Raw genomic sequence first — 14,337 nt, 5'->3', positions numbered from 1 at the left:
ATGTACCGCCATCTGCTGCTGATTCCACTGCTGGTCCTGCTTGTCGCCTGCCAGAGCGCGCCGTTGCAGCGCGACTTCGATCCCGACCGCGACTTCAGCCGCTATCGCAACTGGGGCTGGAAGGAACCGGCGCTTCAGTACCGTCCGGATGACCCGCGCATTCGCAGCGATCTCACCGAACAGCGCGTGCGCAATGCCCTTGCCGAGCAGCTCGAGCAGCGCGGGCTGCGTCCGGCGACCGCCAGCGCGCCGGCGCAGGTGCTGGTGCAGGCCTGGTTGATCGTCGAACAACGCACGCAGACTTACACCAGCATGTCCGGCGGCGCCTGGGGCGGGGCCTGGCCCGGTTTCTGGGGCGCCCCGATCTATGCCGATACGCGCACCGTGGACTATCAGGTCGGCACGCTGCAGATCGACTTCTACGACGCCGCCGACGGCAAGCTGGTCTGGCGCGGCAGTACCGAGCGAATCCTGCCGAGGAGCGCCGGAACGCCTGCCGAGCGCGAACGCATGCTGCGCGAAACCGTGGCCCAGCTGCTGGCGCACTATCCGCCGCGCTGAGCGGCGCATCGCCGATAGCGTCCCCCTGGCCAGCCCGCGTCGGACTGCCCATACTGCCGCCCCTTTTTATCCGCGGAGATACGCTGCATGCCTGCTGTAGCCTGGTGGTTGCTCGCCCTGCCTTTCGTTGCCGGAGCCTTCATGCCGTTGCAGGCAGGGATCAACGGACAGCTGGCGCGCCAGTTGGGCAGCGTGATGGGCGCCGCCCTGCTGTCGTTCGCCGTGGGTACGCTGGCGTTGCTTTGCGTGGTCGCGGCGCAGCGCGACCTGCCGGCGCTGCAGACGCTGAAAAGCCTGAACTGGTGGCACTGGAGCGGCGGCCTGCTAGGCGCGTTCTTCATCGCCACCGCCGCGTTTGCCGCGCCGCGTACCGGCGCGTTGCTGTTTATGGCGCTGGTGCTGGCCGGGCAGCTGTGCATGGCGCTGCTGCTGGATCACTTCGGCTGGGCGGGCTTTCGCCCGGCGCCGCTCAGCCCTGGCAAAGTCGCCGGCCTGCTGCTGATCGTCGTCGGCGTCTGGCTGATCCGCCGCAGCTGACACCAATCAGTCGCGGTCGAAGGCGTAGAACAGGTTCGGCTCGCTGACCAGATAGAGATTGCCGCGCGCGTCGAAGGTCATGCCCTCCGCCTGCGGCACGCTGCGCTCCAGTCCGGCAAAACCGCTCCACAGCGAGCGGAAGCTGACCATCCGTCCCTGGCCATCCAGCTCGAGCATCATCCTCGCTTCGTCGCTGAGCAGCACCAGGTTCCCGGTGCGCTCGTCGAAATGCACCGAAGCCAGGTCGCTGGCCATGTCCTTGTCCTCGATCCACGCCTCGCGGTCGATGATCTTCAGCTCCATCGTGCCGCCCAGGCTGCGCTTGAGGCCGTGGATCTCGTAGAGCTTGCGCGGCGAGTGCTCCTTGACCACGAATAGCCGATCGCCGGCGCGATCGTAACCGACGCCTTCGAAGCCGCTGTTGCCCGGTGCGTGCAGAGAGAGGCTGATCGCCTGGTAGTCCGCGCGCTGCAACGGCCCGGCCGCGGTCGGCAGCGGCACGACGACCAGCGTCTGGTTGCGTTCCTCGGCCATCACCAGCAGGTCGTCGCCGAGGTAGGTCACGCCTTCGACATCGCTGAACCCCTCGAGTCGGTAGCGCGCTAGCAGGCGACCGTCGGTATCCAGGGCGAGCAGTTCCTCCGGATTGTTGACGACCGCCCAGAGCTGGTCGCGCTGCTCGTCGTAGGTGAGACCGGACAGATTGTTCGCCACGCCGGTTACCGGCGCCGCCTCGGTGCGCACGCGGTATTCCGGCAGCCAGAGGCTGCGTTCGCTCAACCGACTTTCGTGCCAGGCGGTACTCAGGGAAAAGAACAGACGCTCGTCGAGGTGAAAGGTGGTGCTCACATAACCGCAGAGCAGAAGCAGCCCGGCGATCCACATTTGCGGGCGCACACCGCCGGTCAGGCGCAGGCGTCTGGAACTTGCAGGCATTGGCTGGCTCTCGTTCGTTCTGGCCTGCCCGCACCTTGCGGCAAAGCCGTTGCAATTGGATGACGCTGACAACACGCCCCGATCACCGACACGAATAGCCAAGCCAGAGTCCGACTGCCCTCGCCGCTCGAGGTTCCGTGGCGCACCGTTCAAGCTGACGGAACTCGCCGGCCGTCTCGACGGACAAAGCGAGGTCGGCGGCGGGTATGGCACGCCGCCATTTCAGCGGAGCGGGAGAACAGCATGCGGGTGGAAGGCGTTTTCGAATGGCTGGGCCAGGTTCTCGGAACGGTGATTCGCTACATCGTCGAAGCACTCAGCGGCTTCTTCGGATTCTTCGTGACTGCGGGACACGATTTCCTCGAGGGACTGTCGCGCACGCTGGGCATGGACCGCTCGCTGCTCAGTCTGGCGGCGCTGGTGATCGGGCTGCTGTTGCTGGTGGCGGCGGTACGGGCGTTCCTCCGGCGAGCATTCATCAGCGGTCTGGTCTGGCTGTTCCTCGGCCTGTGGCTGTTGAGCTGGTTGATCCGCTGAGTCGCCGGCGGTGACCGGCGCCGCCCGCCGCAGCTGCGTTCGACGTCGGGGACACGTATAGTTTCGGGCCGTTCTGGAGTGCTCTCGTGATGTCCCGGCTGTTCGCTGCCTGGCGCCATGCTCCGACTCATCGCCGAGTCTGGAGCCTGTCCGCGCCGATGATTCTGTCCAACCTCTCCGTGCCCCTGGTCACGCTGGTGGACAGTGCGGTGGTCGGCCATCTGCCGCACCCACATCAACTGGCCGCGGTCGCGGTTGGCGGCAGCCTGTACACCCTGCTGGTCTGGCTGATGGGCTTTCTGCGCATGGGCACCACCGGGTTCGCCGCTCAGGCCAGCGGCCGCCGCGACGGCGGCGCGCTGCGCCAGGTCCTGCTGCAGGGGCTATTGCTGGCGCTGGGCTTCGGGCTGCTGCTCGGGTCGCTGGCGGTGCCGCTCAAAGGCCTGGCGTTGCAGTTGATGCAGCCTTCGGCGGCACTCGACGCATTGACCCGCGATTATTTCCATACCCGCCTGTTCGGCTTGCCGGCCGCGCTGGCCAGCTATGCCCTGATCGGCTGGCTGCTCGGCGCGCAGAATGCGCGAGGACCGCTGGCGATCCTGCTCACCACTAACCTGCTCAACGTCGTGCTGGATCTGTGGTTCGTGCTCGGTCTGGAATGGGGTGTGCTCGGCGCAGCACGCGCCTCGGTGATCGCCGAATGGAGCGGCGCGCTGCTCGGCCTGACGCTGGCGGCACGCGCCCTCCGCCGCCATCCGGGCCAGGTCGATTACGCGCAGCTGCGCCGCTGGGCCAGCTGGCGACCGCTGATGGCGGTCAACCGCGACATCTTCCTGCGCTCGCTGGCGCTGCAGCTGGTGTTCTTCATGGTGACGGTGCAGGGCACTCGCCTGGGCGACGCCACCGTCGCGGCCAATGCGCTGCTGCTCAACGGTATGCTGCTCACCGCCCATGCGCTGGATGGCCTGGCCCATGCGGTGGAGGCGCTCTGCGGCCACGCCATCGGCGCGCGCGACCGCCTGGCCCTGCGCCGGGTGCTGGTGGTCGCCGGCGGCTGGTCGCTACTGGCCAGCCTCGCCTTCGCGCTGTTCTTCCTGCTCGGCGGTGAGTTGTTCATTCGTCTGCAGACCGATATGCCCGAGGTGCGCCAATTGGCCTGGACTTATCTGCCCTATCTCGCCGCGCTGCCGCTGATCGCCGTCTGGAGTTACCTGCTCGACGGCCTGTTCATCGGCGCCACCCGCGCCCGCGAGATGCGCGACAGCATGCTGCTCGCCGTCGCGCTCAGCCTGCCGCTGGGCTGGCTGTTGCAGGACATGGGCAATCACGGATTGTGGCTGGCGTTCCTCTGCTTCATGCTGCTGCGAGGAGTCTGCCTCGGCGGGCTGGCGTGGCGCCTGCAGGTTCGCCAGGCGTGGCTCGCACCGACCCACGGCACACCTTCGGGACATCCAGCCAAAGGACACTGACATGGCCTACGCCATCGCCGCCTACCTGCACTTTCTGGCGGTCTTCCTGCTGTTTGCATTGCTGCTGCTGGAACACCAGCTGCTGCGGCGGCCGTTGAGCTTCGCCCGCGCCCGCAGCCTGTTTCGCACCGACCTGCTGTTCGGCATCGTCGCCGGGGCAGCGCTGGTCAGCGGAGTCGCACGCGCCGGCTGGTATGGCAAAGGCGCCGACTATTACCTGCAGAACAGCCTGTTCCACGCCAAGGTCGGCCTGTTCGTCATCGTTGCCGTGCTGTCGATCTATCCGACCGTAACTTTCCTCGGCTGGCGCAGCGCGCTGCGTAACCGCCAGGTGCCGGTACTCAGCGCCCCCACGGCACGCTGGCTGACCTGGGTGATTCGTCTGGAGCTGCTGCTGTTGCTGGTCATCCCGCTGCTGGCCGCGCTGATGGCGCGCGGCTTCGGCGTGCTGACCGGCTGAGCCGGCTCAAGGCGTGAGGTAGGACGAGCGGGTCAGCCCCAGGCGCAGCGCATCGATGAACTGGGTGCGTTCCTTGGCGCTGAGCTTGGCGCTGGCGACCTTGTCGCGGTAGTAGGTCATCAGCTCCTCGGGCGACAGATGCACGTAGCGCAGCATGTCCTCGATGGTGTCGTGGGTCTCGATGCCCGCGTGGTAGTAGCTGCCGTCCTCACGCTGATAGACGTTCACCGAGTCGGTGTCGCCGAACAGGTTGTGCATGTCGCCGAGGATCTCCTGATAGGCGCCGACCAGAAACACCCCGAGGAAATACTCCTCGCCCGGCGCGACCTCGTGCACCGGCATGCTGCTTTCGATGCTCTGCTCGTCGACGTAGTGCTTGATCTTGCCGTCCGAGTCGCAGGTCAGGTCCTGTAGCACGGCACGGCGAACCGGCTCCTCGGTCAGCCGCTGCAGCGGCACGATCGGCAGAATCTGGTCGATGGCCCAGGTATCCGGCAGGCTCTGGAACACTGAAAAGTTGCAGATGTACTTGTCGGCGAGCTTGTCGTTGAGTTCGTCGAGCACCGCGCGATGCGAACGCTGGCGTGCCTTGAGCTGGTTGTACAGACGGCGGCAGATGGCGAAGTAGCTCTGCTCGGCCAATGCCTTCTGCGCCAGGGTCAGCTTGCCGGAGGCGTACTGCGCGCCGGACTCGCTCATGTAGTGGGTGGCGCGCCAGTAGGTTTCGGTGACCATTTCCGGATCGGTCGGACCGAGCAGATCGACCAGCGACTGGACGATGTCCGGCAGCTCGTCGTAGTTGTCGATCTGCGGTACCTCGTCGTTGTGCCGCTCGATATCGGTGACCTGCATCACCAGAACCGCGTGGTGCGCGGTCATCGCGCGGCCGCTCTCGGAGAAGATGTGCGGGTGCGGCAGTTCCTGGCGGTCGCAGAACTCCTTGAGCATGCCGACCACGGTGCCGGCGTACTCGTCCATGTCGTAATTGATCGAGCTGGCGTTGCGCGAATGGGTGCCGTCGTAATCGACGCCCAGCCCGCCGCCGACATCGATGTAATCCACCGGCAGGCCCAGCGCGCGCAGCTCGGCGTAATAGCGGATGGCCTCGCGAAACCCCTGGCGGTAGTCGGCCAGGTTGGCGATCTGCGAACCCATGTGAAAGTGCAGCAGACGGATGCCCTGATCCATGCCCGCGACGCGGAAGCGCTCGATCACCGAGAGTAGCTGCGCCGCCGAGAGACCGAACTTGGAGCGCTCGCCGCCGGTATCGGCCCACTTGGACGAGGCCAGCGAGGAGAGCCGCACGCGCAGCCCGATCTGCGGCATCAGCTTGAGCTCGTTGGCCTCATCGATCACCAGGCCGACCTCGGATTCCTTCTCGATGACGATGAACACGTTGTGGCCGAGCTTCTGCCCCATGAGCGCCAGGCGGATGAACTCACGGTCCTTGTAGCCGTTGCAGACGATGGTGCCGCCCTTCGGCGCCAGTGCCAGCACGGCCATCAGCTCCGGCTTCGAGCCGGCTTCCAGCCCGATGGAGACGTTCTGCGTGGCGATGATATTTTCCACCACCGCTTCCTGCTGATTGACCTTGATCGGGTACAGCGCGGTGTATCTGCCGGCGTACTCCATCCGCTCGATGTTGGCGTCGAAGGCGCCGGTCAGACGCCGCACGCGGTCCTGCAGGATGTCCGGAAAGCGCACCAGCAGCGGTAGCGAAAGCCCCGCCTCGCGCAGCTGGTGGATCAGCCGGTTGAACTCGATCGGCGCGCCGTCGCGCTGCGGCCGTACTTCGACGCCGCCTTCGTCGTTGATCGCGAAGTAGCCGGCGCCCCAATGGCGAATCCCATAGATGCTGCGGCTGTCCGCGGCGGTCCACTGGCTGCCGTCATCTTTACGTGTGCGTCGTACGGGCATCGGAGTCTCCCTGAAATGGTTGCATGCCGCGCGGCTCGTACTGGCCGGCGCAAGGGCTAATCGGCTTGGACAGCCTGATACGGAAAATCGCGCAAATGTTCGGCGGGGCGCCGGTGCTCAGCCGCCGGATTTCTTGGCCTGGAAGCCACGCTTGATCAGTTCGTCGAGCAGCAGTTGGACGTGGTCGCCCTGGATTTCGATGACGCCGTCCTTCAGCGCCCCGCCGGTGCCGCAGCGGCGCTTCAGCGCGCTGGCCAGCTCCTTGAGTTCGGCCTCGACGAGCGGTACACCGGTGATGGTGGTGACCGTCTTGCCGCCACGCCCCTTGCTCTCGCGTCGCACCCGGGCGATGCCGTCGCCCTCGGGGATAGCGTTCTGCTTGCAGATGCAGGCATCCAGCGGTCGTGCACAGTCAGGACAGTGCCGGCCGGCATCGGTGGAATAGACCAGCCCGCCCAGACCGGCCAGTGATGTGGTTTTCTTGGCCACGCATACCTCGTCGCAAAAGAAACAGCCCCGGCATGCCGGGGCTGCGATGCGCAGAATCTAGCAGCAAAGCACGCCGGCCCGCAGCTCCCGCAACGCCAAGCCTACGAGGTTGCGACCTGGAGACGCGTACCCGGTGCGTAGGGTTGCGGATCGATGATCGGCTCACGATCCAGCATCAAATCGGCCAGCAGCTGGCAGGAGGCCGGCGCCAGCACCAGGCCGTTGCGGAAGTGCCCGCAGTTCAGCCACAACCCGTCGAAGCCGTCCACCGCACCTATATAAGGCACACCATCCGGCGAGCCAGGCCGCAAGCCGGCCCAATGCTTCACCACCGGCGCATCGGCGAGCGCCGGCAGCAACTCGGCCGCGGTCTTGCGCAGACTCTGCAGTGCATCTTCGGTCGGCACCTTGTCGAAACCGACATCCTCCAGCGTGCTGCCAACCAGGATATGACCATCGCGCCGCGGAATCGCATAGCGCCGCTTGGCCAACACCATGCTCGGCAGGAAGTCCTCGGCGCATTTGAACAGGATCATCTGGCCCTTCATCGGCTTGACCGGCAGATCCAGTCCCAATGTCCGAAGCAGCTCACCGCTCCAGGCGCCCGCCGCGACCACCACTCGCTCGGCACGCATCTCGCCTTGCGCCGTGCAGACGCCCACGACCCGCGTGCCCTCGCGCACGAAGCCGGTCACCGGGCACTGCTCGATCAGCCGCACGTTCGGCAACTGCTGCAGCGCAGCCCGCAGCGCTTGCAGCAGGCGCGGGTTGCGCACGTTGGCAACCCCGGACATGTACACCGCCCGCTCGAACCCTGGGCCCAGCGCCGGCACGGCGGCATGCACCTGTGCCACCGGCACGGACTGCAACGGCCGGCCATGCTGCCGAGCCCAGCCGAGCGCCTGGTCTTCATCCTGCAGATCGAGCCAGTACAGGCCGGTCTCGTATACCTCGGGATCGATCTGCGTCTGCTCCAGCAACTGCTCGCCCAGCTGCGGATAGAAATCCTGCGACCAGTGCGACAGCGCCGTGACCGCCGGGCTGTAGCGCCACGGATAAAGCGGCGAGACGATCCCACCGCCGGCCCAGGAGGCTTCGCTGCCTGCTGTACCCGACTCCAACAGCACCACATCGCCGCCCGCTTGGGCCAGGTGATAGGCCGACAGCATCCCAATCACGCCCGCACCGACAATTACACTCTGCATTCTTCCCCCAATGAAAACGGGCCACAAAAAAGTGGCCCGTTATACAACAGCATCAGATCCTCACCAACAATCGGCAACACCCTTGCCGCTGTTGCTATCAAGCGCGCGCGCCCCCGCATGAGTGATCTCGAAGTTGCCGCATGCATCGGACGCCATCGATCCAGTACGGGTGGCGCGCAACCTGAAGGTAGTGGCGGTCGCTGCCACCGCCCCTATTTGATAGTTGGCTGCCCCACTGGGCGGCACATCCACTTGGAATACCGCCGCTACCTCGCCATCCGCCCCAAGATAAGTGTTGTTCGCCGAGTAAAAACGCTCCAGCGCCTGCGCACCGCTCAGCAACGCCGCCTTGGCCTCCGCACGCTTGCTTTTGCGCACGGACTCCGTGTAGCTGGGGTAGGCGATGGCCGCCAGAATGCCGACGATCACCACCACTATCATCAATTCGATCAAGGTGAATCCCGGTTGGCGCTTCATTTGATTTGTCTCCACGACATACGGCCGGGGCTACCGCCACTTCCCGATAGATCGAACTGGTTGATATCCCCGGAAAGACCTGAACTGTAACCGTAATCAGAGCCATCGCCGAACAGATTACCTGGCGCATCCATCGTGCCATCCGACAGTTTGAACCCACTGGGCGCGCACTGTGCGCTGCCGCAGCTGACGACGTCGGCTGAGTCGAAGTAGCGGTCGTTGGTCACATCAAACAGGCTATCGGTCAGACGTCCTCCGCTGAGTGCATCAACGCCCAGCAACCAGCTTTCCCCCCCGGACAGGCACGGATCGCTACGCGGGATAAAGGTGGTGAACAAGACCCGGTCCTTGGACAGCGATGGGGTTGCCACAATACGCTCGCCGTCCAGAGCCGCATCGCCGACACGCAGGTTGATATACCAGCCGTGATGCGTAGCCCAGTCGATTGGATTCTGCGTCAGCACGCGATACTGCTGGCCGTTGGACGTCGTCTCGTTGACGAATTGCTGCTCCAGCAGTTTCAGCTTCGACACTTCGTTGTTGCCGGAAAGGTCACGGTCCCAGATGCCGTAGATCGTCTGCAGTGCGGTGTTCGTCTTATCGCCGGAGACCAGATACTGGCCGGTCCCGAACACCACCAGTCGCCCACTTTCGGGATGCTGCCTGACACGTACCTTGGCCGTGATTGGCTGCCGAGTGTCGGAGTTGCGCGCTTTGAACAAGAGACTGCTGGACCACTGGTTAGTGTTGCTGGAGCTCAGATTGAACTTCCAAAGATTACCTAGCACGTCGCCGGCGTAGACATGAGTGACACGCCGGTTAGCATCGTAGAACGCTGTGGCGGTTGAGAGCCCGTTGGAAGCAGTACTTCCATCAGGATCGGTGACGCTTAACTTCTTGATCACTTCTCCAGTGATCGAATCCACTACATAGAGCACTGCCTGGCCGGCATTACTGTCATAGCCGTTGCCGAAGATAGTGACGTAGCGATCGCTTTGGCCGATCAGCACACGGGCCACCGTGGGCTCGCCGAACTGATAGCCGAGGTCGTTCCACGGGTTGGTCGACAGATTCGTATCCGGCGCGGTGCGCTCCCACTTGATATCGGGCTCATCGAACGCTCGATCCGTCATGTCCAGCGCGAAGATGCCCCGGCCGCCATAGCCTAGCGCGCCGACCAGATAGGTTTTCCAGCCGCTGTCATAGAGATCCCCTAGACCAAAGGAGCCGTCAACGTAAAACTGGTGGCTATAGTTCGACTCGGTCAGCGCCATCAGACCGGGGGTGGCTCCGGGGCTGATGGTGCGTTTGCGGAACACGCTGGCCGGAACATAGGCGAAGGATTCGACACCCGTTGCTGCATCGAAGCCGTGCAGCATGCCATCGTTGGCACCCACAATGAGAAGCGCGTCCTGATCGGCCTTGCCCTCAACATAGGCCAGATAACTGTCTGCAGGTTCGTTGCTGTCAGATGCATCGTTCGGCACGTTGTAGCCGTTGTTCTGCTGACCGACATAGATCGGGTCCGAATTGACGATATCGCCAAGCGGCGATGTGCGGCTGCGCAGACGCTGATCGGCATAGGGCGCTTCGAGCGCGACACCATCGCTGCCGCCCTTAAGCCAGTTGAGCCGCTTCAGCGCATTGGTGTTGTCGGCCTCCCCAGTCTTGGTCAGGCTGGCCTGCTGCGCAGCATTGAGATTGCTCCAGGTCAGCGCCTGCCCGCGACTACCGGTGAAGCTGGCATCATCGTTGTAGGTAAAGATGCGCCGCTCGGCCGGTTCTGGGAAGACTCCGCTATCGGATGTCCGCCAAGCGACACTGCCAACTTTCCCGTCCATGTTTACCCGATAGGCAAGCACTTCACCGGTCCACTCGGTGCTGTTGTAGCGCGCCTGGTAGATGAGCGCACCTTCCTGGATACGCTTGGTGTTGGCCGACACGGCAGAAGCTGAACTGATTTGCTGACGGATGGACTGCAGCGCACTGTTGAGCGCACTGGTCAATTGGTTCGAGTCGTTAGCCGTGTAGTAGGCACCATGACCGTACTCAGCAGCATCCTCGAGCATCTGATTATCGACAGCGAAGCCGACGGTGTAGGTGTGAAGGTTCTGCTTCGCGTACGCACTGTCATTGAAGCTCTTGCCTGCCTGATCATTGCCGCTCTTGATCAGGTCAATGTCATAGGCGAACTTCGCTATATCGTCCAGATAAAAAGTACTGCCCTCGCCTGTACCCGACAAGGTCCCATCGGAATATGGCTGACCACTAGGCTCGTTTTTGCCATCCCAGTCAGGAATGTTGTTTGCTCCAGCCACTTCGGCATTGTCTCGATCTGGGTCATTATCGGGAAACGACGCATCGTGGGTGGGCAAGCCATCGGTAAGAATCACGCCGAAATTCTTTTGGCACCGGTACTGTACTGGACTGGTGTAATCGCTTGAGCCGGATCCTTGATAACGGCTCATCCCGCGAAAGTAGCGCGACACTTCGTAATAGCTTTCGGCAAGCGGTGTATTGGCAGTTGGCTGCAACTGCTCGATACCGGCGATCAGATTTGCGTAATTCTGATCTGCCTGTGTCTGGGTAACGCCTCGCGCGGAGGAAAGCGCCAACACTTGATTTAAGATGCTTCCACCCGGACCGGAATTAGAGTGAGTCGCTGCGTTGAACGCGGACAATCCTATACGCATGCCCCGATTTGCCGAGACAATTGCCTTGGCCGCATCGCGCGCGACCGCCATTCGGTATTCATTAGGCAATACGGCGCGAAGGTCGTTTCCGCTGTCACCGCCTTCGGTATAGGTGTTATATATATACGCAAGGTAATTTGAAGTATACCGCGTGCTACCATTACCCGCGGGATCCGGCAGCGCATAACAGCGGCGGCCGCTTCCATCCGTAGAGGCGTAGAGCGCCTTGTAGCCCGAGGCGCAAGTCCATTTACTAAGCGTTGAGAGCGAGATATTTCCATCAAACTCGCCGCCACCCCAATAACTATAACCACCACTGGAATAAATATAATAGGGCGGGGGGAATTCACTCGAGTCAACACCGAGCGGCGGAATGGCATTATACATGCTGCCCGAATTATCCACCAGCAACATTACATTAGGCGGAACGCTTCCTGAAATGGAAAGCGGCTCATTGGGAAAAGGGCCAAGCGCATAAACCGGCGATGCCAGATAAAATGCCAGAGCCGCCCCTAAAGCCGTAGCCTTATATTTGTCCATATGCATCCTTAACGACTCACTGTCGACTGCAGTATCACCACGGCATCACCCGAACCGCCCGCCGCGCGAGCCGTAACCCGATAGGAGTTGACGACGGGAACCTCACCTTCATCGCTCGGTGCGAAGGTCTGGGTCGTGAGCCATTCAATGGTATATCTGGGAGCGCTTTGCACGCCGGCATAACTATCGGAAACCTGTTGGGATCTATTAGCCCACGGATAGTTGTCCTCAATAGGTCGAACCCCCGTGTAGTCGGGACTCATCAATCCATTGGTACCTGAAGCGGAAAACACTATTCCCGCCTGGCGAAGATGGTCCTCGCCGACACGCAGAGCTGCTTCTGCAGTCTGAAATGCGAGATTCCTGTCCCGCTCGTTGCCGGCCATTCGCTCTTGAAGCGTAGAGTCCTGAATGGATGCAATTCCGATCATGGTCAGTATCAGGAGAAACACTAGGCTGATAATCAGCGCCGAGCCACTTTGCACGTGTTTTCGCATAACATTCACCGAACCCGATTTCGAATTGCGACAACACTGCCAAACGTCTGCCGCAGACGACCATCGGCGGCGACTGCAGCACCATTGAAGTTGATCGACTGCACTGCCTCGCCTGCCTTTGCTACCACGTTGTCGTCCGCACTGCTCAAGAGCAACCTGAAGCGAATACTCACAACCCGGGACCAGTCGGTAACGTTATTTGCCGTTCGATATTCGTTGGCGATCGGGTTGTTGCCAGTCCGTATTCCATATTCAACCTGGAAATCCTCGACGCCATCTACAAGCTCGGCAGGATTGGCGCTTGTGTCGGCGCGGTTGGCGAAGCGTCGCTGCATCCACAGCGCCCTGATTGGAGTCCCATCATTTGACAGGCGCGCAGTATCTCTTACGAAGAACGTAATTTCTTCGAATGCCATCACCTCGGCATCCGTCCCGTATGCCTTGCTGAGCCGGTTGCTTGTGTTGAGGTTATTCGCATGTGCCACTGTCGTTTTCCCCCCAGAAGCGGAGACACTCGTCGCCCGAAAGATATCCGCAGACATGCAATCAGCGATAAACAGAGTATCTTCTGCTCGTAGCCCCAACCGATTATCAACTACCTGAATATTGGCATTATCGACAGCCATATTCCCAGTAAGCTGCAAACCTAGATTGGAGGCCTTACGGATAATTAGCACATCTGTCCCAACACTTGCACTCCAGGCATTACCGGAAGTGACGTTATTAGCCCCCCCCATAATCGCTCCCAATGGATTCGCCGCATCCAACGGAGGAGGAGAAGCGATAATATTAATGTCTATCTCTTCAATATTACCGCACCCCATGTAGCCCGCCATCCGACTCTCCGCAGCTAGCAATCCAACGGCGAATCGCCCATTTTCCTGCAACCTAGACATTGCATCCTGCACTCGGAAGGTCGTCTTGCTCGCAAGAAACATCTGCATGACTGCGGCACCAATTACAAGGCTCAAGGCAAGTGCCACCATGAGTTCTACCAGGCTCAGTCCTTTGCTCCACTTGAAATTCACAGACAATCCCTCTCGCATAGTCGGGTGGTGAATACGAACTGCTGTGCCGCTTCGCCACCCGACTTGCTCTCGTCCCACTGCACAGTTATCGAATAGATATCGCCGTTCTTGCTCACGCTTCCATTACCTACGGGCAGCTGAGTCGCCATCGCTGTCTTCCATTCACGCAGGTCTGTGCTGGCTATACCGCTACCGCTTGGCGCGCTATCGGTCAGGCCAATTGAATAACTTCCCGCCAAAGCAGCCGGTGCATTGGCCCGCATACGATCGGCAATGTCGTAAGCCAGAAAGGTGGCATGCGAGCGAAAACTTGCTGTCTGGTTATATTGGAGAGCATTCAATTGAAGCCCTATCATGCCGAGAATCCCGACACCCAGTATCAGCATCGACACAAGAACCTCGATAAGCCCGAAGCCTCCCTCCCTTCTCTCCATCACTGGCACTCCCTTCGCGAAACCGCAGCCCTTCCAGTTGCATTAATGCTGATTATCCGCTCGTAGCGACATTCGAGATTGGTCATCGTATAGGCGAAGTTCACGGCTGTACCGGCAGCCACACTGTCCAGACGACCTTGTGCATTGAAGATAATTTCACCTACCACAGACGTCAGGCTTGCATTCCCATCGAGCCCTGGAAAAAGCCTTATCAGTTCACCATCGTCAAATGTGGAGTTGGAATTTGCATCTCTCCAGATTCTCCACCCGGCATGCCAGTTACCGTTACTCAAGGACGATATCCTGACCGGACCTCCTCGCTTGATCGATTCGCTCCTAGCGAGATTGAGAGCATTCAGCAACAGACCAGATTGCGTCTGCGCACGGTTCTGACGCATCAGATTGCTAAATCCAGGCACAGCGATACTCAATACAATCGCCAGAATGGCAACGGTCACCAACAATTCGGTCAACGTAAATCCAAGACTTCGCCGCATGCAAACCTTCCCCTTGAGATGCGCCGACAGTATTCTCTGGCCCGCTTGAGTATTCATTCA

Annotated in this window: 15 protein-coding genes; 5 read left to right on the top strand and 10 right to left on the bottom strand. The window is 61.4% G+C overall.

Annotated elements, in window-relative coordinates; genetic code table 11:
- Together U8L64_RS03410 and U8L64_RS03405 are read left to right on the top strand one after the other, a co-directional pair.
- Entirely contained in the window at positions 1-561 is a 561-nt protein-coding gene (locus U8L64_RS03410; protein ID WP_043297974.1) for a DUF4136 domain-containing protein, read from the top strand.
- 87 nt (positions 562-648) lie between these two features.
- The gene (locus tag U8L64_RS03405) at positions 649-1,098 is read left to right on the top strand and encodes a DMT family transporter (protein ID WP_043297975.1); all 450 of its coding nucleotides are present in this window, start codon (positions 649-651) and stop codon (positions 1,096-1,098) included.
- Positions 1,099-1,104: 6 nt separating this feature from the next.
- On the opposite strand, the gene U8L64_RS03400 is transcribed toward U8L64_RS03405, so the two are convergent.
- Positions 1,105-2,034: an SdiA-regulated domain-containing protein gene (locus U8L64_RS03400; RefSeq protein ID WP_043297976.1), complete on the bottom strand. Its 930-nt coding sequence runs from the start codon at positions 2,032-2,034 to the stop codon at positions 1,105-1,107.
- A 243-nt stretch (positions 2,035-2,277) separates the two neighbouring features.
- Between U8L64_RS03400 and U8L64_RS03395 the strand changes: the two genes are divergently transcribed.
- From U8L64_RS03395 to U8L64_RS03385, 3 genes are all read left to right on the top strand, one after another.
- Entirely contained in the window at positions 2,278-2,571 is a 294-nt protein-coding gene (locus U8L64_RS03395; RefSeq protein ID WP_043297977.1) for a hypothetical protein, read from the top strand.
- A gap of 89 nt (positions 2,572-2,660) precedes the next feature.
- Entirely contained in the window at positions 2,661-4,040 is a 1,380-nt protein-coding gene (locus U8L64_RS03390) for an MATE family efflux transporter (RefSeq protein ID WP_043297978.1), read from the top strand.
- Between the two features lies 1 nt (position 4,041).
- Positions 4,042-4,500 (top strand): DUF2214 family protein, encoded by a 459-nt coding sequence (locus tag U8L64_RS03385; RefSeq protein WP_043297979.1) that lies wholly within the window; start codon positions 4,042-4,044, stop codon positions 4,498-4,500.
- A gap of 6 nt (positions 4,501-4,506) precedes the next feature.
- Here the strand turns inward: U8L64_RS03385 and speA are convergent, their stop codons facing one another.
- The 9 genes from speA to U8L64_RS03340 form a co-directional block, all read right to left on the bottom strand.
- Complete coding sequence (speA, locus tag U8L64_RS03380) at positions 4,507-6,417, bottom strand: arginine decarboxylase (RefSeq protein WP_234303313.1); 1,911 nt, start codon at positions 6,415-6,417, stop codon at positions 4,507-4,509.
- Between the two features lie 117 nt (positions 6,418-6,534).
- Entirely contained in the window at positions 6,535-6,906 is a 372-nt protein-coding gene (locus U8L64_RS03375; RefSeq protein ID WP_138301054.1) for a translation initiation factor Sui1, read from the bottom strand.
- A gap of 101 nt (positions 6,907-7,007) precedes the next feature.
- The gene (thiO, locus tag U8L64_RS03370; protein WP_333394006.1) at positions 7,008-8,111 is read right to left on the bottom strand and encodes a glycine oxidase ThiO; all 1,104 of its coding nucleotides are present in this window, start codon (positions 8,109-8,111) and stop codon (positions 7,008-7,010) included.
- A gap of 60 nt (positions 8,112-8,171) precedes the next feature.
- Entirely contained in the window at positions 8,172-8,588 is a 417-nt protein-coding gene (locus tag U8L64_RS03365) for a type IV pilin protein (RefSeq protein WP_333394003.1), read from the bottom strand.
- The gene (locus U8L64_RS03360; protein WP_333394000.1) at positions 8,585-11,821 is read right to left on the bottom strand and encodes a pilus assembly protein; all 3,237 of its coding nucleotides are present in this window, start codon (positions 11,819-11,821) and stop codon (positions 8,585-8,587) included. The genes U8L64_RS03365 and U8L64_RS03360 overlap by 4 nt, the downstream gene beginning before the upstream one ends.
- 8 nt (positions 11,822-11,829) lie before the next feature.
- Positions 11,830-12,318, bottom strand: coding sequence for a pilus assembly PilX family protein (locus U8L64_RS03355; protein ID WP_333393997.1), 489 nt, complete (start codon positions 12,316-12,318; stop codon positions 11,830-11,832).
- Between the two features lie 5 nt (positions 12,319-12,323).
- Positions 12,324-13,346, bottom strand: coding sequence for a PilW family protein (locus U8L64_RS03350; protein WP_175415073.1), 1,023 nt, complete (start codon positions 13,344-13,346; stop codon positions 12,324-12,326).
- Positions 13,343-13,780: a type IV pilus modification protein PilV gene (pilV, locus tag U8L64_RS03345; protein ID WP_138301049.1), complete on the bottom strand. Its 438-nt coding sequence runs from the start codon at positions 13,778-13,780 to the stop codon at positions 13,343-13,345. Before pilV ends, U8L64_RS03350 begins: the two co-directional genes overlap by 4 nt.
- Positions 13,780-14,277 carry a GspH/FimT family pseudopilin gene (locus U8L64_RS03340; RefSeq protein ID WP_333393993.1) on the bottom strand — a complete coding sequence of 166 codons (498 nt, stop codon included), beginning with the start codon at positions 14,275-14,277 and terminating at the stop codon, positions 13,780-13,782. Before U8L64_RS03340 ends, pilV begins: the two co-directional genes overlap by 1 nt.
- Between the last annotated feature and the right edge of the window lie 60 nt (positions 14,278-14,337).

It is taken from the genome of Pseudomonas sp. FIP_A4, from assembly GCF_036701605.1.
GTDB classification, from domain to species: Bacteria; Pseudomonadota; Gammaproteobacteria; order Pseudomonadales; family Pseudomonadaceae; genus Stutzerimonas; species Stutzerimonas phenolilytica.
Note: the sequence above shows the minus strand (reverse complement) of the source record. Positions and strands in the feature narration are given on the sequence as shown.

Excerpts from the sequence above, each read along its gene's own strand:
- U8L64_RS03340 (WP_333393993.1), bottom strand. The coding sequence starts at position 14,277 with ATGCGGCGAAGTCTTGGATTTACGTTGACCGAATTGTTGGTGACCGTT.
- speA (WP_234303313.1), bottom strand. The coding sequence starts at position 6,417 with ATGCCCGTACGACGCACACGTAAAGATGACGGCAGCCAGTGGACCGCC.
- U8L64_RS03395 (WP_043297977.1), top strand. The coding sequence starts at position 2,278 with ATGCGGGTGGAAGGCGTTTTCGAATGGCTGGGCCAGGTTCTCGGAACG.
- U8L64_RS03355 (WP_333393997.1), bottom strand. The coding sequence starts at position 12,318 with ATGCGAAAACACGTGCAAAGTGGCTCGGCGCTGATTATCAGCCTAGTG.
- U8L64_RS03390 (WP_043297978.1), top strand. The coding sequence starts at position 2,661 with ATGTCCCGGCTGTTCGCTGCCTGGCGCCATGCTCCGACTCATCGCCGA.
- U8L64_RS03385 (WP_043297979.1), top strand. The coding sequence starts at position 4,042 with ATGGCCTACGCCATCGCCGCCTACCTGCACTTTCTGGCGGTCTTCCTG.
- thiO (WP_333394006.1), bottom strand. The coding sequence starts at position 8,111 with ATGCAGAGTGTAATTGTCGGTGCGGGCGTGATTGGGATGCTGTCGGCC.
- pilV (WP_138301049.1), bottom strand. The coding sequence starts at position 13,780 with ATGGAGAGAAGGGAGGGAGGCTTCGGGCTTATCGAGGTTCTTGTGTCG.
- U8L64_RS03360 (WP_333394000.1), bottom strand. The coding sequence starts at position 11,821 with ATGGACAAATATAAGGCTACGGCTTTAGGGGCGGCTCTGGCATTTTAT.
- U8L64_RS03365 (WP_333394003.1), bottom strand. The coding sequence starts at position 8,588 with ATGAAGCGCCAACCGGGATTCACCTTGATCGAATTGATGATAGTGGTG.
- U8L64_RS03400 (WP_043297976.1), bottom strand. The coding sequence starts at position 2,034 with ATGCCTGCAAGTTCCAGACGCCTGCGCCTGACCGGCGGTGTGCGCCCG.
- U8L64_RS03410 (WP_043297974.1), top strand. The coding sequence starts at position 1 with ATGTACCGCCATCTGCTGCTGATTCCACTGCTGGTCCTGCTTGTCGCC.
- U8L64_RS03405 (WP_043297975.1), top strand. The coding sequence starts at position 649 with ATGCCTGCTGTAGCCTGGTGGTTGCTCGCCCTGCCTTTCGTTGCCGGA.